This window comes from Paraburkholderia sp., from assembly GCF_035501035.1.
Classification (GTDB): domain Bacteria; phylum Pseudomonadota; class Gammaproteobacteria; order Burkholderiales; family Burkholderiaceae; genus Paraburkholderia.
Genome location: NZ_DATJWR010000210.1, coordinates 1 through 18,830, shown reverse-complemented (window position 1 = coordinate 18,830; position 18,830 = coordinate 1). Strand labels below are relative to the sequence as shown.

The 18,830-nt window shown below is 68.7% G+C and carries 16 protein-coding genes and 1 pseudogene; 7 read left to right on the top strand and 10 right to left on the bottom strand.

Going from position 1 to position 18,830, the window contains the following annotated elements; translation table 11 throughout:
- From VMJ11_RS34485 to VMJ11_RS14935, 3 genes and pseudogenes are all read right to left on the bottom strand, one after another.
- Nucleotides 1-182: pseudogene (locus VMJ11_RS34485) on the bottom strand (hypothetical protein); the annotation flags it as partial.
- Between the two features lie 37 nt (nt 183-219).
- Nucleotides 220-1,509, bottom strand: a complete 1,290-nt coding sequence (gene hpnI / locus VMJ11_RS14940) for a bacteriohopanetetrol glucosamine biosynthesis glycosyltransferase HpnI (RefSeq protein ID WP_325620169.1) — start codon at nt 1,507-1,509, stop codon at nt 220-222.
- On the bottom strand, nt 1,506-1,877 hold the full coding sequence (locus VMJ11_RS14935) for a hypothetical protein (RefSeq protein ID WP_325620168.1): 372 nt from the start codon (nt 1,875-1,877) through the stop codon (nt 1,506-1,508). Before VMJ11_RS14935 ends, hpnI begins: the two co-directional genes overlap by 4 nt.
- Nucleotides 1,878-2,254: 377 nt before the next feature.
- On the opposite strand from VMJ11_RS14935, the gene VMJ11_RS14930 reads away from it, so the two are divergent.
- Nucleotides 2,255-3,259, top strand: coding sequence for an LLM class flavin-dependent oxidoreductase (locus VMJ11_RS14930; protein WP_325620167.1), 1,005 nt, complete (start codon nt 2,255-2,257; stop codon nt 3,257-3,259).
- A gap of 229 nt (nt 3,260-3,488) precedes the next feature.
- On the opposite strand, the gene VMJ11_RS14925 is transcribed toward VMJ11_RS14930, so the two are convergent.
- Nucleotides 3,489-4,616: an alpha/beta hydrolase gene (locus VMJ11_RS14925; RefSeq protein WP_325620166.1), complete on the bottom strand. Its 1,128-nt coding sequence runs from the start codon at nt 4,614-4,616 to the stop codon at nt 3,489-3,491.
- A gap of 536 nt (nt 4,617-5,152) precedes the next feature.
- Between VMJ11_RS14925 and glgC the strand changes: the two genes are divergently transcribed.
- From glgC to VMJ11_RS14900, 5 genes are all read left to right on the top strand, one after another.
- Complete coding sequence (gene glgC / locus VMJ11_RS14920; RefSeq protein WP_325620165.1) at nt 5,153-6,418, top strand: glucose-1-phosphate adenylyltransferase; 1,266 nt, start codon at nt 5,153-5,155, stop codon at nt 6,416-6,418.
- 159 nt (nt 6,419-6,577) lie between these two features.
- A complete protein-coding gene (gene glgA, locus VMJ11_RS14915) occupies nt 6,578-8,068 on the top strand; it encodes a glycogen synthase GlgA (protein WP_325620164.1) in 1,491 nt (496 codons plus the stop codon).
- 132 nt (nt 8,069-8,200) lie between these two features.
- Nucleotides 8,201-9,064, top strand: a complete 864-nt coding sequence (gene pdxY, locus VMJ11_RS14910; protein ID WP_325620163.1) for a pyridoxal kinase PdxY — start codon at nt 8,201-8,203, stop codon at nt 9,062-9,064.
- 121 nt (nt 9,065-9,185) lie between these two features.
- On the top strand, nt 9,186-9,647 hold the full coding sequence (locus VMJ11_RS14905) for a hypothetical protein (RefSeq protein ID WP_325620162.1): 462 nt from the start codon (nt 9,186-9,188) through the stop codon (nt 9,645-9,647).
- A 401-nt stretch (nt 9,648-10,048) separates the two neighbouring features.
- Complete coding sequence (locus tag VMJ11_RS14900; protein WP_325620161.1) at nt 10,049-11,251, top strand: branched-chain amino acid ABC transporter substrate-binding protein; 1,203 nt, start codon at nt 10,049-10,051, stop codon at nt 11,249-11,251.
- Between the two features lie 33 nt (nt 11,252-11,284).
- On the opposite strand, the gene VMJ11_RS14895 is transcribed toward VMJ11_RS14900, so the two are convergent.
- The 3 genes from VMJ11_RS14895 to VMJ11_RS14885 all read right to left on the bottom strand — a co-directional run bounded on the left by VMJ11_RS14895 (nt 11,285) and on the right by VMJ11_RS14885 (nt 15,652).
- Nucleotides 11,285-13,270, bottom strand: coding sequence for a DUF3857 and transglutaminase domain-containing protein (locus VMJ11_RS14895; protein WP_325620160.1), 1,986 nt, complete (start codon nt 13,268-13,270; stop codon nt 11,285-11,287).
- A gap of 7 nt (nt 13,271-13,277) precedes the next feature.
- Nucleotides 13,278-14,279 (bottom strand): helix-turn-helix transcriptional regulator, encoded by a 1,002-nt coding sequence (locus VMJ11_RS14890; RefSeq protein WP_325620159.1) that lies wholly within the window; start codon nt 14,277-14,279, stop codon nt 13,278-13,280.
- Between the two features lie 113 nt (nt 14,280-14,392).
- Complete coding sequence (locus tag VMJ11_RS14885; RefSeq protein ID WP_414694397.1) at nt 14,393-15,652, bottom strand: aminotransferase class I/II-fold pyridoxal phosphate-dependent enzyme; 1,260 nt, start codon at nt 15,650-15,652, stop codon at nt 14,393-14,395.
- A gap of 128 nt (nt 15,653-15,780) precedes the next feature.
- On the opposite strand from VMJ11_RS14885, the gene VMJ11_RS14880 reads away from it, so the two are divergent.
- Nucleotides 15,781-16,659 carry a LysR substrate-binding domain-containing protein gene (locus tag VMJ11_RS14880; protein ID WP_325620158.1) on the top strand — a complete coding sequence of 293 codons (879 nt, stop codon included), beginning with the start codon at nt 15,781-15,783 and terminating at the stop codon, nt 16,657-16,659.
- 136 nt (nt 16,660-16,795) lie between these two features.
- Here the strand turns inward: VMJ11_RS14880 and VMJ11_RS14875 are convergent, their stop codons facing one another.
- From VMJ11_RS14875 to VMJ11_RS14865, 3 genes are all read right to left on the bottom strand, one after another.
- Complete coding sequence (locus tag VMJ11_RS14875) at nt 16,796-17,452, bottom strand: hypothetical protein (protein WP_325620157.1); 657 nt, start codon at nt 17,450-17,452, stop codon at nt 16,796-16,798.
- A gap of 265 nt (nt 17,453-17,717) precedes the next feature.
- Complete coding sequence (gene hutC / locus VMJ11_RS14870) at nt 17,718-18,413, bottom strand: histidine utilization repressor (protein ID WP_325620156.1); 696 nt, start codon at nt 18,411-18,413, stop codon at nt 17,718-17,720.
- An 80-nt stretch (nt 18,414-18,493) separates the two neighbouring features.
- A partial coding sequence (locus VMJ11_RS14865; RefSeq protein ID WP_325620155.1) for an aromatic amino acid lyase occupies nt 18,494-18,830 on the bottom strand: 337 nt, incomplete at its 5' end.

The following is an 18,830-nucleotide window of genomic DNA, read 5'->3' as shown; positions in this document are numbered from 1 at the left end:
GGCACGAGGGCCGCGGGCTGCGCGAGCCAGGTGGGATACCAGAACGAGCGGATCTCGCGCTTCGCCTGATAGCGCGAGCCAGCGCCACCATCGAAGCCGTCATAGGACGGGGCTTGTAGAAACAGCGTTTTCATCAAGATGAGTGCTCCGGCTACCCGTTGTTTTTTCGGGTGGTAATTAATGTGAAATTCGATAAAAAGTCGGCGCAAAGCGGCGCGTTCAGCGCCCGTCCGGACCCTCCACGGCGGGCCGCCGCGAGTTCGCGGGCCTCGCCATGGCGGAAGTCTCGCCGGCCTCGGGGTTGGCGACGCTCACGCGCACGCCGCGCCAGATCACGTGCGAGCCGAACGCGGCGGCGAGCCACTGCAGGGCCAGCAGCACGTCGCGCAGCGGCACCAGCGGTAAATCGCGCCAGAACGTACCCCAGCTTCCGCTGGCACGCACGTGCAACACCAAACGCGCAATGATACCGCCCGTCGTGGCAGTGGCGAGAGCGGCGAGCGCCGTACGCGTCGCCGCGCACGTACCCATGCCCCCGCTGGCGGCGAGCAGCGCGTAGCCCAGAACGCCCAGCACGAGCCACGGCGTCGTGAAGGTGATGAACAGCGACGCGAACCCCGCCGGATTCACCGAGCGGATCGTGCGCAGCCAGCGGGTCTCGCGCAGCCAGAGTGCGCCGAAGGTGGGCTCGATCACGTCGGTGGCGACGACCACCGGAGCGAGCACCGTGGCGAGGCCGTGATCGCGCGCGTAGCGGGCGAGCAGATAGTCGTCGGCGAGGCAGTCCTTGAGCGCGGCGAAGCCACCGATACGCTCGAGCGTGGCGCGCGAAAGCGCGAGCGTCGCGCCGAAGCCGAAAGCGCGCGAGCCCGTGGAATGCGCCACCCGCACCGAGGGCGCGAACCATTCGTTGATGAAGAGCGCGCCGACGCGCGGCCAGAAGCCGCCGATACTGCGCGCACTGTAGAGACACGTCACGACGCCCACTTCCGGGTCGGCGAGCGGCGCGGTGACGATCTCGAGATAGTCGGGTTCCACGGCGATATCGCTGTCGGCGACGACGATGGCGTCATAACGCGCGCGCGCAGCCAGGTTGATGAGATTGCTCACCTTGAGATTGCTGCCGTGCACGCTCGGGTCGACCACGAGCTCGATGTCATGGCCCGGATACGCCGCCTTGAGGCGCCGCACCACGGCGATGGCCGGATCGACCGGCGACGAGACGCCGAACAGCAACTGAAAGCGCGGATGCCGCTGCTCGCAGAACGTGGCGAGATTTTCGTAGAGGCGCGGCTCCGCGCCGCACAGGGGCTTGAGCACGCTCACTGGCACCGGCTGCGCGCGGCGCGCACGGCGGGCAGCCTCGCGCACGAGCGACGCCGTGCCGAGGCGCGGCATCGTGAACGCGGCGACGAGACCGTAGAAAGCGGCTGCGCTGCACAGCGCGACCAGCAGCCAGACGAGCTCGGGCCAAGGCGTCGTCAGAGCGGAAACGAGCGGTCCCGTCATGCCATCCCGCCTTGCGGATTCATATTCGCAGACCCGACCTTCCTGCCGCTGCCACCAATACCGCCGTCAAGCAAACTGGCACGGGCGCGATGGCCGCCGGCTGCGCACAACCCTTGAGCCCTCTGCGCTGCGCCGACCGGGTCGAGCGTATCGCCACTTACCATTTCCCTGCCCTGAATATTCAAAAAAATAAAACGCGCATCGTAGCCGTAGCATTGACTAGTGGCTAGAAACCGAGGAATCGATGCTGGTTTGCATGATGCAACGCAAGTTGAAAAGGAAAGATCAAGCCATTGCCTGATCGCACGGGACCACCCAAGCTGGTCGCTCCCTGATTCAACGCGAAAAATTGTAGCAGCAACGCTCATGGGCTGCTTTCGACACCCCCGGGAAAATGCGTTTCAATACTCGCAAAAAAACCATCGCTTTCAATGAATAAGTTTTCGGCTTCCAGTATTTTCCCGCCCCGAAATAATTCAGTAAGCATACAGAAACCATTCGTAAACAAATTCGAATTGCCATCGCGAAGATATTGAATAATCGACTCGCCTCCAAGGGATTAATGGACATCCGCGGTGGCTGAACCCACGCCGGCTGCATGGGTTCCCGCGGGGCGCCAGCACGAACGAAAGCGCTTTGGCACAATGGCCGCACCTTGCGACTACCTTGCGGCCCGATCCGATCGCAGCCCGGCCGGAATCCCGCACGCACGTCGCTGTCCTCACATCAGGTTCCGCGCAAACCCATGATCCCCTTTTCCGTACTCGACCTCTCGCCCAGTCCTGCCGGCTCGCATGCCGGCGCCGCCCTGCGCAACACGCTCGATCTCGCCCAGCACGCCGAACGCTGGGGCTACCGACGCTATTGGCTCGCCGAGCATCACAACATGACAGGCATCGCCAGCGCGGCGACCTCGGTGGTGATCGGCTACGTGGCGGGCGGCACGCAAACCATTCGCGTGGGCTCGGGCGGCATCATGCTGCCGAACCACGCGCCGCTCGTGATCGCCGAGCAGTTCGGCACGCTCGAAGCGCTCTACCCTGGGCGCATCGACCTCGGCCTCGGGCGCGCCCCCGGCACCGACCAGACAACGGCGCGCGCGCTGCGCCGCGACCTGCAGGGCAGCGCCGACAGCTTTCCCGACGACGTGGCCGAGTTGCAGCGCTATTTCGCGGCGCCCGTCGAGGGCCAGCGCGTGCGCGCCGTGCCCGGCGCGGGCCTGAACGTGCCGCTCTATATCCTCGGCTCGAGCCTCTACGGCGCGCAGCTCGCGGCGGCGATGGGCCTGCCGTTCGCGTTCGCTTCGCATTTCGCGCCCGACCAGCTGCTCACGGCGCTGCGCCTTTATCGCTCGCAGTTCCGGGCGTCGGCGGTGCTCGCGAAGCCGCACGCGATGGTGGGAGTGAACGTATTCGCCGCGCCCACGACCGAGGAAGCCCGCTTTCTTTTCACCTCGCTGCAGCAGCAGTTCGTCAACTTGCGCCGCGGCACGCCTGGGCAATTGCCGCCGCCGGTTGCGCAGATCGAGGCGAACGAGTTCGAACTGGCGGGCGTGGCGCACTCGCTCGCCTGCTCCGTGGTGGGCGACCAGGACAGCGTGCGGGCGGGCCTCGCCTCGGTGATCGAGCAGACCGGCGCGGACGAACTCATCGTCACCGCGCAGATCCATGACCACGCGGCGCGCCTGCGCTCGTTCGAAATGACGGCGCTTGCACGCGACGAATTGAAGGAAATGGCCGCGGGACGATAAACGGGACGCTCACCGCAAAAACAGGGGCAACGACAGGCGCGACAAGGATCGCAACGACTGGCGTAACAGCGGGCGCAACAACGGGCGTTACAGTAGTCGTAACAGCATGCGCAACAACGGGCGCGTACGAGGCAGCGCAGACAATCTGCGAGCGCCGCCGCCTCGTGCGGCCGTGTCGAGCGAGAAAAGGCGCGCGGCGTTGCGCCCGCGCCCGCTTTCAACCGCGCGATCAGTGCGAGGCGTTCAAGCCATCGAGCCCCTTGAGCAGCGCGGCATGAAATGCCTGCGGATCCTGCATTTGCGGCGCGTGGCCGAGATCGGCGAACTCGACGAGCGTCGCGTGCGGGATCGCCCGCTGCGCGGCCTTCGCGAGCGCCGGATAGTGTCCGAGCTGCGCGCGAACTTCGGGCGGCGCGAGGTCCTTGCCGACGGCGGTCGTGTCCTTGTCGCCGATCAGCAGCAGCGTCGGCGTCTGCAACTGCCCGAGCTCGTAGATCACCGGCTGCGTGTAGATCATGTCGTACAGCAGCGCCGAATCCCACGCCACCTGCGCCTTGCCCGGCCCGCGGTACATCCCGGCCAGCATCTGCACCCACGGCTCGTAAGCCGGACGCCACTGCCCGGCGTAATAGGTCGCCTGCTCGTAGCGGCGAATGCCGTCGGCGTTCGTCTTGAGTTCGCGCGCGTACCAGTCGTCCACGGAGATCGACGGCACGCCCTTCGCCTTCCAGTCCTCGAGCCCGATCGGATTCACGAGCACCAGCTGCTCGGTCTCGTGCGGATACATGAGCGCATAGCGAACGCCCAGCATGCCGCCCGTCGAATGGCCGATGATCGTTGCGCGGGTAACGCCGAGCGCCTCGAGCAGCGCGTGGGTGTTGCGCGCGAGCTGCTGGAAGCTGAACTGGTACGCCCCCGGTTTGCTCGACTTGCAAAAGCCGATCTGGTCCGGCGCGATCACGCGATAGCCTGCGGCGTGCAGTTCGCGGATGCTCGCGTCCCACGTCGCCGCGCAAAAGTTCTTGCCGTGCAGCAGCACGGCGGTGCGCCCGTTCGGCTTTGCCGGCTGCACATCCATATAGGCCATGTGCAGCGTCTGCCCCTGCGAGACGAACACGAAGTCGTGCACCGGGTGCGGATATTGGAAGCCCTGCAGTTCGGGGCCGTAGGCCGGCCCGTCGGGCGTGTCGACCGCGGCATACACCGGCGACGAGCTCGACGGCGCGAGCGGGTTGGACGGCTGCACCGCGCTCGCGCCGGAATCGGCGGCGAAGGCGGCGTGGCAAAGCGCGGCAGCGGTGAGTGTGGCAAGCGCGGCGGCGAAGGGGGCAAGCGTGCGGGTCAGGAAGGTTCTCATCGATTCTGGATCTGGCGAAGGATCGTGCTGCAAACTGGTCGGCCAGGCGGCCGGCAAGCCAGGGCGCGCAGCGCATCGCGGGGCACGGCACACGGCAACGAGCGTCTGACCCGCAGGTTGCACACCGGCTCGAACGTGAGCGAGCGCGTCATCCCGCCTGCGTAGCCAGCGATTCTAGCGGCCCTGCTCAGCGCTTGCCCGTTGTTGCGCTGGTCATATCGCGCTGAGGGCAATCTCGGGCGGCACGCCGTTTGCTTCGGCATTGGCTTCTGGCATGCGTCTCACATGAATTAAGGCGCCCACGCGCGGCACCCCTCAAAGGCAATTCGCGCTGTGGCCCATTCGGTGCTAGAACAGTCAATGCAAGACGCGCAAGACGTCCGCGACGCGAGCCGGGTGCATTTGCCGTGCGCGATGTTGCACCGCACTCGAGCCGCTGCAGGCAAGCGACAGGCACACCAGAGAAAAACCGTACGGGCCCGGCTAACACAAGGCGGGCCGCGGCGGCGCACCGGGGGCACAACAAGGAGACGACCATGGAAACTCCGGCAAGCCTCAACGATCTGCAACGCACCACGCTCGCCATCGTGCTTGCGGGCGGCCGCGGCACGCGGCTCGGGCCGCTCACCAACAAGCGCGTGAAGCCGGCCGTCTACTTCGGCGGCAAGTACCGCATCATCGATTTCGCACTCTCGAACTGCCTGAATTCGGGCATCCGCCGCATTGCCGTCGTCACGCAGTACAAGGCGCACTCGCTGCTGCGCCACCTGCAGCGCGGCTGGGGCTTCCTGCGCGGCGAATTCAACGAGTTCCTCGACCTGTGGCCCGCGCAGCAGCGCGTGGAAGGCGCGCACTGGTACCGCGGCACCGCCGACGCCGTCTACCAGAACATCGACATCATCCGCTCCATCAAGCCGAAGTACGTGATCGTGCTGGCCGGCGACCACATCTACAAGATGGACTACACGCGCATGGTGGCCGACCACGCCGCGAGCGGCGCCGACTGCACGGTGGGCTGCATCGAGGTGCCGCGCCTCGAAGCGCGCGCGTTCGGCGTGATGGCCGTCGACGAAACGCGCCGCGTGACCGGCTTCGTCGAAAAGCCCGACGACCCGCCCGCCATGCCCGGCCACCCCGATATCGCGCTCGCGAGCATGGGCATCTATGTGTTCGACACGGCCTACCTTTTCCGCCTGCTCGACGACAACATCGCGAGTTCGGCCACCGACCACGATTTCGGCAAGGACATCATTCCGCGCGTGGTGAGCGACGGCCACGCGATCGCGCATCCGTTCAGCATGTCGTGCGTCTCGTCCGACCCGAGCGCCGAGCCGTACTGGCGCGACGTGGGCACGGTCGACGCCTACTGGTCCGCCAACCTCGATCTCGCCTCGACGATCCCCTCGCTCGACCTCTACGACCGCGACTGGCCGATCTGGACGTACCAGGAGCAATTGCCGCCGGCCAAGTTCGTGCGCGACCTCAACGGCCTGCAGGGCTCGGGCACCAACCTGATCGTGTGCGGCGGCAGCGTGATCTCGGGCTCGCAGATCTCGCGCTCGGTGCTCTCGTCGAATGTCGTCGTGCAGTCGTTCTGCAACATTGCCGAGGCAGTCTTGTTGCCGCAGGTGACGGTGGGCGCGAGCAGCCGGCTGCGCAAGGTCGTGGTGGACCGCGGCTGCACGATTCCCGACGGCACCGTGATCGGCGAAGACCCCGCGCGCGACGGCGAGCGCTTCTATCGCACCGAAAGCGGCGTCGTGCTGGTGACGCGCGAGGCGCTCGCGAAGCTGCCCGGCTGAGGGCGGCCGCGGCCGCGACGGCCTCGCCTCGGGCGGCCTCGTCGGCCTCATCGCCCTCACCTTGCCAGCGCATCACGGGGGCCGCGCCTCGCCAGCCGGGCGCGGCGCGTGCTCCCGCCGAACCCACGACACCCCGAGCACCGAAAGGATCCACGCCCGATGACCATCCGCGTCCTGCACGTAGCGAGCGAGCTGTTCCCGCTCCTGAAGACCGGCGGCCTCGCCGACGTCACCGCCGCCCTGCCCGCCGCGCTGATCGAACAGGGCGCCGATGCGCGCCTCCTGCTGCCGGGCTTTGCGCCCGTGGCGGCCGGTCTCGCCGACCTGCGCCCCGTCGCGCGCCTCGCGCGTACGTTCGGCGCGCCAGAGGCGACGCTGGAGCTCGGCCGCCTGCCCGGCAGCGAGCTGGCCGTCTACATGATCCGCGCCGACGCGTTCTACTCCCGCGCGGGCAACCCCTACCTCGACGACGAGCACGTGCCCTATGGCGACAACGCGCAGCGTTTCGCGCTGCTCGGCTGGACCGGCGCGCAGCTCGCGCTGCATCTCGATCCCGACTGGGCGCCCGCCATCGTGCAGGCGCACGACTGGCACGCAGGGCTCGCGCCGGCCTATCTGCGCGCGGCCGCGCGCGAGCGCGGCATGAGCACGGTACCGGGCGGCGCGCGCTCGATCTTCACGATTCACAACCTCGCCTACCAGGGCATCTTTCCCGCACAGCAATTCGATGCGCTCGGCCTGCCCGACGACTTCTTCAGCATGCATGGCGTGGAGTTCTACGGTCAGCTTTCGTTCCTGAAGGCCGGACTCTACTTCGCCGACAAGATCACGACGGTGAGCCCGACCTACGCGCGCGAGATCCAGACGGTCGCCCAGGGCGGCGGGCTCGAGGCGCTGCTGCGCGGACGCGCGCACGATCTCGTGGGCATCCTGAACGGCGTCGACTACGCGGTGTGGAATCCGTCGAGCGATGCGGCCATCGCCGCGCGCTACTCGGCCACGCGCATGAGCGGCAAGCTGCGCTGCAAGGCGGCGCTGCAGACGCGCCTGAAGCTCGCGCAGAAACACGACGCCCCAGTGTTCGGCGTGGTGAGCCGGCTTACCGAGCAAAAGGGCCTCGACCTGCTGCTCGCGGCGCTGCCGGAGATCGTCGCGCGCGGCGGCCAGCTCGTCGTGCTCGGCACGGGCGACGCGAGCCTCGAACAGGGCTACGCGCGCGCCGCACGCCAGCATCCCGAGTCGGTGGCGGTGGAGCTCGGCTTCGACGAAACGCTCGCGCACGAGATCGTCGCGGGCGCCGACGTGATGGCGGTGCCCTCGCGCTTCGAGCCGTGCGGGCTCACGCAGCTCTACGCGCTCGCCTACGGCGCGCTGCCGCTCGTGCACCGCGTGGGCGGCCTCGCCGACACGGTCGTGGACGCCTCGCTCGAGAATCTCGCCGACGGCCTCGCCACCGGCTTCGTGTTCGAGCGCTTCGAGCCCGACGCGCTCACGGCCGCGATCCGCCGCGCCTTCGCGCTCTACGAGCGCAACCGCGACTGGCGCGCGACGCGCACGCGTGCGATGCAGCAGGACTTCGGCTGGGCCGCTTCGGCACAACGCTACATGACGCTCTATCGCGAGCTGACCGGCCAGAACCCTGCGCATTGAGCCTGCGCGCGCGCAACACCGCCCGCGCGCATCCATCGACTGGGCGCGCCGAATTCGGTTATCTTTGCTGCACCTGCGCAAGGCGCGCCACACGAAGCGCGCCGCAAGCCCCAACGCAATCCCGGTTCAGCCATGAAAAACGTTTTGAGCATCCAGTCTCATGTCGTGTTCGGTCACGCGGGCAACAGCGCCGCGGTGTTTCCCATGCGCCGGCTCGGCGTGAACGTCTGGCCGCTCAACACCGTGCAGTTCTCGAACCATACGCAATACGGCCACTGGAGCGGCACCGCCATCGGCGCGGGCGAGATCGTGGATCTCGTCGAGGGTATCGGCACAATCGGCGTGCTGCCGCGCTGCGACGCCGTGCTCTCCGGCTTTCTCGGCACGCCCGATCAGGCCCAGGCCGTGATCGACGTGGTGCGCGCCGTGAAGGCCGCCAATCCCCACGCACGCTACTTCTGCGACCCGGTGATGGGCGTCACGGAAGGCTACCGCGTCGAGCCGGGCATCCAGGAGTTTCTCGTGCGCCACATGCCCGAGGTCGCCGACGCGATGATGCCCAATCACAGCGAGCTGCAGCGGCTAGTCGGCCGCGAGCTCGAAACCGCTGAGGAAGCCGTGCTCGCGTGCCGCGAGGTGCTGCGCCGCGGCCCGAAGCTGATCCTCGTGAAGCACCTGCTCGATCGCAACAGCCCTGCCGACCGTTTCAACATGCTGATCGTGACCGAGCAAGAGGCGTGGCTCGCCCAGCGCCCGCTCTACCCGTTTGCGCGCCAGCCCGTAGGCGTGGGCGACGTGACGAGCGCGGTGCTGGTCGCGCGCCTGATGCTCGGCGACTCGCTGCGCCGCGCGTTCGAGCACACGCTGGCCGCCGTGAACGCGGTCGTGAAGGCAACCTGGGACGCGGGGCGCTACGAGCTGGAAATCGTCGCGGCGCAGGACCAGATCGCGCGGCCGCGCGAATGGTTCGACGCCTGGGCCGTGGACGCGGCCTAGACTGAAGACGGGCGGGTACGCGGGCGTTGCGCGGGGCGAGGCAGGGCGCGAGCGGCCTATAATGCGGACCGCATGACCCGCGGCGCTTGCCGCGGCGCCCACCGTCTTAAGAGAATGACCGATGTCCGATTCAATCCGTAGCGAACAGGAAGAGTATTTCGAGCAGCTTTGCCTTGCCGTCGACGCCGGCGAGACCCACGAGCAGGAAGCCATCGAGTACTTCGAGGAGCAGAGCCACGAAAGCGGCTTCGACGCCGCCGTGTGGCTCGACATCGCGCTTTACCACGCGCCCGAGGTGGCGCGCGGCATCATCGATTTCGTCGACGAGAGCGAGCGCGAACGCAGCGAGATCGCCCAGACGATCGCCGACACGCTTGACATCTCGTACGGCGACGACGAATGCGAACGCTTCGAAGCCACGATCCGCTTTGCGCTCGCCAACGGCGTCCCTGTCGATCTCGACGTGGTGCTCGACGGCTGCAACCGCGCGCTCGACGACCTCGAAGGCTGGGCGAGCGCCGATACGATGGCGCCGCTCGTGCGCCTGCGCGACGCGCTCTTTGCGATGCAGTCGGGCAACTAGCGCTACCCGCCGCACCACGCTTGATGGCGCGCCCGCGCAAGTGCGCCGCGCGCCCGCGTCAGGCCGGGCCGGCCCGCCAGCCTGTTATATTGCTCGCGAGCCGCCTCCTCGCAGGGCACGCGGGACGAGCCGCCGCAGCGCGCCGCCGGCCGGAGCCCCCTGCCCACCAGTGCGGCCGGCCCGCGCAGCAAGCCCCCCCGGCAAACCACAGGCACAATCGGCAAGATCCGAGCAAGACCCGAGCAAGACTTGAGCAAGACCCCTGCAAGACCCGAGCAAAAACCGAGCAACACCCCGGCAAGCCCCTGAAGACGAAACGCACCGCGTAAGCCGCCCCGGCCGGCGCGCGGTCCGGCGTATTACCACAAGAACACCGCGCCGCTGTCGCGCAAGGAGTCACGATGAGTCTCGCAGCCACGCTGAGAACCGCCGCCGTCAACGCCTTCGCCGCACGCCTGGCCAAGCTCTGGGGCCCTCGCGTGCTCGCCGTCGCGGCCGCGCTTGCGTTCGGCGCGAGCGGCAGCGCACAGGCGGCCGGGCCGCTCGACGTGCGCATCGGTTTCGTTTCCCCGCTCACGGGCGAAGACGCGAACTATGGCCGCGACCTCGAAAACGGCGTGCAGCTCGCAATCGACGAAGCGAATGCGCAAAACCTGAAGATCGGCGATCAAACGGCGCACTTCGAGCTCGTGCCCATCGACGACCGCAGCGACCCGCGTCTCGGCGTGCAGGCCGCCGCGACGCTGGCGAACCAGGGTGTCTCCGCCGTGGTCGGCCACTTCAACTCGGGCTCGGCCATCCCGGCCTCGCGCGTCTACGAGAGCGCCGGCATTCCGATGATCAGCCCCGCCGCCACCAATCCCGTCATCACGTCGCAGGGCTTCGCCAACACGTTCATGGTGATCGCGAACGACGCGCAAAACGCGGGCATCGCCGGCGCGTGGGCCGTGGACGACATGAAGGCGAAGCGCATCGCCATCGTCGACGACCGCAGCGCCTTCGGCCAGGGCGAGGCCGACGTCTTCGAGCGCACCGTGCGCGCGCACGGCGGCAACGTGGTCGCGCGCGAGTTCACGCAAGGCGCCACCGACGACTTCGGCCCGCAGCTCGCGAAGATCAAGGCCGCCAATGCCGACCTGCTCTACTTCGGCGGCCTCGCGCGCCAGAGCGCGGCGCTCGTGAAGCAGATGAAGGAGCGCAGCGTGAGCGCCCAGTTCCTCGGCGGCGGCGGCGTGGCGAACCCCGACTTCACCGAGGCGGCCGGCGCGGCCGGCGAAGGCGCAATGGCCTGGGAATACGGCCGCCCGCTTGCGCAACTGCCCGATGGCCCGCGCTTCGAACAGGCCTACAAGAGCCGCTTCGGCACCAGCGTGCTGGCCTACGCGCCGTTCGGCTATGACGCGGCCTGGGCCGCGATACACGCCATGGTCACTGCGAAATCGGCGAAACCCGAGATGTACCGCAGCGCGCTCAAGGCCATCTCTTTCGACGGCGTGACGGGCCACATCGCCTTCGAGCAGGACGGCTCGCTCAAGAACGGCGCCTCCACGCTCTGGCAGGTGAAAAAAGGCGTGTGGGTGCCGGTGATGACGCGCGGCGGCTGAGCTTCCGATTCGCCTGCGTCGAGCGGGCTCGCGTCACCCCGGCTCGCCGCGCGCCCGCACGACGACCTGCGCGCGCGTGTCGCGCTCGATGCGCACGAGCGCATCGCGCATCTGCGCGAATTCCTCGGCCGAGCACATCTGGTGGCCAAAGCGCGCTGAAAGGCGCCGCTCGATCTGCAGCGTGCGCGAGCGCGCATCGAACACATAGTGCGACGCGTACGAGAGAAATGCGTCGCTCACGCGCGTGTCCTGCGGCACGTCGGTCACGCGCGCGAACGCGGGCAGCACGATCTGCGCACTCTCCTCGAACTCCCCGCCGATGCAGGCCCACGGCTGCGTGCGGCGCGGCTGCGCCAGCCAGCTGTCGATCTGCGTGGCGATGCCGCCCGCGAAGCTACTCGCGGCACCGATCGCGGTCGTGCCATCGCGCCAGACCACGTGATCGAGCGTGCCCGCCATCGTCACCGAGAACGGACCGTCGGTCGCCGCGGTCGGGCTCGTGCTCACGCGCACGGTGCCGGCGAGCCCGGTGAGCCGCAGGCGCTGCGCCGCGAGTTCCTGCGCGCCCGCGTGCGTCGCGCGGCGAAACGAGTTGCGCTCGGGCTCCGCGCCCGCGCCCTCGTCTTCCACGTAGTAGCTGTAGGCGGCGTCGCCGGATGCATCGACGGCGAGCGCAAGGCGCGCGGTGCGCTCGCGCCGCTCAGTGGCGGGCGTGCGCGTGAGCACGCCGTCGTCGACGAGCAGCGCCGGCCGGTCCATCGCGCCCGGCGGCAGGTAGCCGAACGCGTAGCCGCCCGAGGAAGTGTCCGCGAACACGCCAAGGTCGGGCAGCCAGGCAATCAGATGGTTGATCGCGTGCACGCCGTAGCCCGGCACGTCGGGCAGCGTGTATACGGGGCCGAGATCCAGCATCACGGCCTCGGCACGTATGCCCGCCGCCGCCAGCAATGCGGTAAAGAGCGCGACGTGGTCCTTGCAGTCGCCGTAGCGGTTGCGCAGGATGTCGATCGCGCGATGCGGCACGGCCGCGGTCTCGCCGAGAAAGAGCGCGACGTAGCGGATATTGAAGCGCATCCAGTCGTAGATGCGGCGCGCCTTCTCGCGCGGATCGCTCACACCCGCCGTGAGCGATTGCGCAAGGGCCGCGATGGCCGGGTCGGTCGCGGTGGGATCGGCGGCGGCCTCGCGGTAGCGCGCGGCGAAGGTCGCGAAATCGGGCACCGTCGAGACCATCAGCCGGTCGCCCCAGTTCACGTAGGCCACCGCGCCCGCTTCGAGCGGCGGGTACGGGCCGTGCCGGTAGTCGAACGCGTAGCGGGTGCGAGCGTTCGCGGTGACGGGCGCGAGCGCCGTGTAGCCGCGCGCGTCGGCGTGCAGCGGCAGGCTGGCCGGCAGATCGAAGATGAGGCGCTGGAACTCGACGGGCTCGCCGGTCGGCTCGACGAAGTACGAGAACGTGCCCGCTTCGAGCGCCTTCGCGCGGCGCTTCGCGAAATGCAGATGCACACGCGAGCCGACCTGCACGCCGGGAAAAATCACCGTGCGCAGCACGCCGTCCTCGAACGTGGGCGCGCCCGCCGAGCGCGGCTCCTGCACGTCGCGAATGCCGCTCGGGCCGACCGGGTGCGGCGTGCCGTCGGGGTCGATGGTCTCGGCCGAGAGCCGCGTAATCGTTTCGATATCCTTATTGAACCAGACGTAGCGCTGCGCGATCTGGTCGACGCCAGCGGTCGTGTTGGCGCGCAGCACCGTGTCGTCGTCTTCTTCGACCGAACCGTCCTGCTGCACGACGAACAGGTGTTCGTCGCGTTCGAGCGTGGCGGGTGGCATGTCGTTTTGCGTGGCGATGTCGGCGCGCGCGGCGCTTTCGGGGTCGGGTGCGCTCGTTTGCGCAACGGCGCTGGTGCTCGTCAGCGCTAGACATGATGCGAAACCTGATGTGAGAACCGCCGCAAGGCACGCCACGAGACTCGACGCGAAACACAGGGCGGCGCGCTTCTGGCGCTTGCCTCGCGTCATGGGCGGCTCAGGTGCGTGCCGCTCGCGCGGCGTGCGGCCACGAGGTCTGTGCGAGGCGGCGCGCGCGCTGCGCGGCACGCCAGGCACGCGGGCTCGCGCCAAACTCCGCGCGAAACGCCGCGTTGAAGTTCGACAGGTCGTTGAAACCGCTCGCGAGCGCGATATCGACGATCTTCGCTTCGTCGTCGGCGGCAAGACGCAGCGCCGCGGTGCGTAGCCGCGCGCGCAGCAGGTACTGGTGCGGCGTCACGCCAGCAACGGCCGAAAAGGTCCGCAGGAAGTAGAACTCGCTCACGCCCGCCGCCGCCGCGAGGCTCGCGAGCGAGTGCGCCGCGTCGGGCGTCTCGTCGATGAGCCGCAGGGTCGCCACCGCGCGCGCCGCCGCGGCGGCGCCCGGCACGGCTGGCGTGAGCGCATCCTTGCCGCTCGCCATCTCGCGTAAGGTGGTGAGCGCCAGTTCCAGTGCGAGCTCGTCCCACGCCGCGCCAGCCGTCCCGTCCGCGTGGCTCGGGTGGCTCGGGTGGCCGCCCTCCTCGGCGAGCGCATCGGCACAGGCTCGCGCCACGAGCGGCGCGAGCGCGCGCACGGGCGGCACTCGCGCAGCCCGCCAGCGCCTCGCGGCAGGCGCGAGACCCGCGGCGGCGGCCTGCTCGTCGAGCCAGGCGGCGTCGTAATGGAATGCGATGCAGCGGTCGCCCGCCGCGTGACGGTGGCCACATTCGAAGCAGGCACCCGGTTCGCCGAGCATCAGCGCGCCCGGCGTCATCAGCGCCCGCGCGTTGCCGCTACGGTAGCCGAATGCGCCCGCCGCGACGACGGCGAGGCACGCGCTCGCGTGCTGCTCTTCGTAGGGCCGGTCGCCGGGGCCAAGCGTGCAGATGACGTCGGCGACCGACCAGCCCGGGCCCACCGCGATGGAACGAGCGGTAGCCGAGCGGCCCGCACCGGCACGGCCTTCGCGCTCGCGCTGCGCGAGCGCGCGTTGCAGGGAGGCGGCGAGAGCGTGCACGGCAACCTCGCGTGAAGTGGGTTACGTCTGCCGTTGTAGCACATCGGCGCGTGGGCCGCCGGGCCCTGGGAGCGCAGCGACACCCGGCGCGCCCTCCACCTGTTCTCTCTGCGCTATGCGCGCCGCTCGTCGATCGCGCGCAGCAGCGCGAGCGCAATGCCTTCGGCTGCGAGCCGCACCTCGTCGAGCGCCGGAAACGACGGCGCAATCCGCAGATGGCTGTCGCGAGGATCGACGCCATACGGAAACGCTGCGCCCGCCGGCGTCAGGATCAGGCCTGCCGCTGCCGCGAGTTCGACCGTGCGGCGCGCGCAGCCCTCGGGTGCATAAAGGCTGATGAAATACCCGCCGCGCGGCACGTTCCAACTCACGCCGGGCACGCCCGCGAGCCGCGCGCGAAATACCGCGTCGACGGCGTCGAATTTCGGCTTGAGCAACGCACGATGGCGCGCCATCAGCGCCGTGAGCGTCGCGCGCTCGTGCAGCAAGCGCACATGGCGCAACTGGTTGAGTTTGTCCGGCCCGATCGTGCGCACCGCCGCGTGCTTCTGCCACCAGGTCACGTTGTGCGGCGCAGCGGCCAGCCACGCCAGCGCCCCGCCCGCGAACGTCACTTTCGAGAGCGAGGCGAACATCAGCACGCGCTCCGCATGACCCGCCGCCGCGCACGCCTCGACCACGTCGAGCGTCGCGAACGCCTCGTCGGTGAGATGGTGGAAGCGGTAGGCGTCGTCCCAGAAGAGGCGGAAGTCGGGCGCGGCGGGCATCGCGGCCAGGCGCCGCACCACCTCGTCGGACCAGATCGCGCCCGTGGGATTGCTGTAGAGCGGCACGCACCACATGCCCTTGATCGACGGGTCGTCGCGCACGAGCGCTTCCACGCGGTCCATGTCGGGACCGTCCTCGCGCATGGGCACGGCAATCATGCGCACGCCGAGCGCCTCGCAGATCGCGAAGTGGCGATCGTAGCCGGGCGTCGGGCACAGGAATGCGATCTCGCCCTGCGCGCGCCACGGCGCACCGCAGTTCACGCGCTCTCCCGCCTCGCACACGGGCACACCATGCAGGAGTGCGAACGTAAGCGCATCGTGCATGAGTTCGAGGCTCGAATTGCCGGCCGCAATCACCTGTGCCGACGGCACGCCGAGCAACTGCGCGCCCAGTTCGCGCGCCTCGGGCAACCCGCTCGCGAGGCCATAGTTGCGGCAGTCGAAGCCGTCACGCGCGAGATGCCCGGCCTCCCCCGCTTCGTCGATGAGCGCCTGGGAGAGATCGAGTTGTTCGGGTGAAGGCTTGCCGCGCGACATGTCGAGCCGCAATTGCAGTTGCTGGAATCGTTCGTAGGTCAAATCAACGGGCAGCGACATCAACATGGCGTTCTCCGAAGCGAGGCGCTTGAGCGAATGAGAGACGAAGGGACGGAACGCCCCCAGTATCAGCGCATCGTCATATTCAGACAAACGCGTTATATTGAACCTTTCGATCAATTTTTCTTATACCGATGAAGACCCTCGATCTCGACGTCCTCGCCATGGTCGTGGCCGTGGCCGACGCCGGCAGCTTCGTGCGCGGGGCGGCGCTCGTGCACCGCTCGCAGGCGGCGCTCAGCATGCAGATCCGCGCGCTCGAGGAATCCATCGGCAAGCCGCTCTTCATCCGCGCGCCGCGCAACGTCACGCCCACGCCCGACGGCCAGACGCTCATCGCCTACGCGCGGCGCATGCTCGCGCTGCGCGACGAGGCGTGGGCCTCGCTCGCCCATCCGGAGGTGACGGGGCGTGTCTCGATCGGCGTGCCCGACGACTACGCGTCGTCGCTGATGCCGCCCGTGCTGCGCAAGTTCTCGGCGAACTGGCCGAAGGTGGAAATCCAGGTGATCGGGCTGCCGAGCAGCGCGCTCATGCCGCTCCTGAAGGACAACAAGATCGACCTCGCGTGCATCACGCGCACGCGCGGCCTCGCCGGCGAATTCATCCGCTTCGAGCCGATGGTTTGGGCAGCGCCGCCCGCGGCTGTGAGCGCGGCGAGCGGGCGCGAGATCTGGCGCGAGCGGCCGCTGCCGGTCGCCCTCTTCGGCGGTGGCAGCGTCGCGCACACGAACGCGATCCAGGCGCTGGAGCGCGCGAAGATCGCCTATCGCACATCCTATGAAAGCCCGAGCCTGATGGGGCTGTGCAGCATGGTGGCCGCGGGTCTCGCCATCGCGCCGCTCGCGCGCTGCGCCGTGCCCGAGACCTTCGTCACGCTGGGCCGCGCGCATGGGCTTCCCGCGCTGCCCGAGCTCGAAGTGGTGCTGGCGCGCAGCGCGCGCTCGAACCGGCCGCCGTGTGACTTTCTTGCCGAGCAGATCCTCGCCGAGCTGCGCGTGCAGGAGCGCTGACTCAGGAGGTGGCCGAGGCGGCGGCTCATTCGATGCGCCGGTTGGGGCCTGTTAGATGTGCGAATTGACGCGCCGGTTGAATGACGCGCCGGTTGACGCGCCGCTCGATGCGCCACGTAACGCCCCGCTCGATGCCTCAATCGTCGCCGAGGCGCGAAAGCAGCGCATGCAGCCGCGTGACATGCCGCAGCAGCAGTTCCCGGTGCTTCTCGATCTGCTCGAGCCGGCCTTCGATATCGGCACGCACGCGCTCGTCCGGGTCGGCGTAGGCGATCACGTCCTCGATGTGAGCACGCAGCACCGCCGGCTCGACCGGCGGCACGCTCAGGTAGCGTTCGAGCTTGCGCACGTCCTGCGCCGCGAGATCGCGGATCTTGCGCGTGCCCGCAAGGCGCCGGTTCGCCTCGGGCGTGGGCGACACTTCCTCGCGTTTCGCCCCCGCACCCTGGCCGAAGATCGGCTCGACGCGCAGCACCGGCGGCTTGCGAACGGGGTGCGCAGTGCCGCGAAAGCGCGCGCGGGGCGTCTCGCTCGCGATCGCCTCGCGCGTTTCGTCGGGCACGTCGGCACTCACATGCTTTGCGTCCATCCAGCCTTCGGGCAGGCCCGTGACGGCCTCCACACCGCGCACGAACTCCTCGCTGAAATCACGCTCGCCGGAGACGATCAGCTTCATGTAACTCGCGGAGAACGTCATCATGCGCGCGAGTCGCGTGGCGGCGCCGACCTCGCGCGTGAGCAGCACCAGATTGGCCCGCCACACCGGCATGAGCGTGGCGTTGGAATCGTCCATGGCGGAGCTCCTCCTTCGTTCGCATCACCTGCCATGATACGGGCAGCCGCAGGCCTTGCGCCGTTTGGCGTCCCAACGCGTCGCATTTCGCATCCTGTTTGGCGCACGGATCGCCTCGGCGGAGTGGCGCTGCGGCTAACGTGAAGGAGTCCAGCAAGACGCATGCCGGTCACCGCCTGGCAGCGGCCGCGGAGCATGCAGGGAAAAGACAGAGGAAATCACGGCGAAGCGCGCCCGTGTGCCTAACCGCGTCCAAACGCGCGCGCTAAAAATGCCCGGTGAAGCGGTAGCGGCTGCCCGGATGCCAGAGATTGGCCACCGAAGCCACGCGTCCGCGCGAGCGGGTGCGTCGGTGCAGCACGAGGCAGGGCTCGGCCTCGCCCATGTCGAGCCGCGCGCGCGTGTCGGCCTCGGGCGCGAGCGCCTCGATGCGGTACTCCACGCCCTGCAGCGGCGCGACGCGCACGAGGTACTGATTCGGCGTGATATGCGTGAAGTCCTGCTGCGCGTAATCGGGCGCGATGGAGGGGTTGACCCAGCGCTCTTCGAGCTGCACGGGCTCGTCGTTCTCGAAGTGCAGCACGCGCGAGTAGAACACGTTGTCCGCGGCGGCGAGTCCCATTTCGATGGCGAGCGGCTCATCGGCGCAGAGCACGCCGATCTCGAGCACCTCGGCGCGATAGCGGTGCCCGCGCGCGAGGATTTCGTCGGAGATGCTGCGGATCGCCACCAGCGTCGACTCGTACTTGGGCCGCGCGACGAAGGTGCCCGCGCCCTGCACACGCGTGAGCACCTGCTCGGCGGTCAGTTCGCGCAGCGCGCGGTTCACGGTCATGCGCGCGACCTTGAACTCGCGCGCCAGTTCGTTCTCCGAAGGCACCTGGTCGCCCTCGCTCCACTCGCCTGCGTGGATGCGCGCGAGGATGAAGTCCTTGATGCCCTGATACGCGGGTGCGTTCATCGCTTCGGCCTGTGCGTCAACGTGTGCGGCGGTTCGCACCTCAGCGCACCTCAGTGCGCCTTGGCGTGACTCAGTGCGCCTCAGCGCGCCTCGGACTCGAACACGAGCGGGCTGTGCGCGGCGATCACGCCGTTCTGCACGAGGCGCGCGATCGCGGCGATGTCCGGCGCGAAGTAGCGGTCGAGGTCGTAGTGCGGCACCTCGGCGCGCACCGTCTGCATGACGTGCGCGAGCGCCGGGCTCGTCTGGTGCGGCGCGCGCAGGTCCACGCCCTGCGCCGCGGCGAGCAGCTCGATCGCGAGGATGTTGGCCGTGTTCTCCGCGATGTCGGCGAGCTTGCGCGCCGCGAACGTCGCCATCGAAACGTGGTCTTCCTGGTTCGCCGAAGTCGGCAGCGAATCGACCGAGGCCGGATGC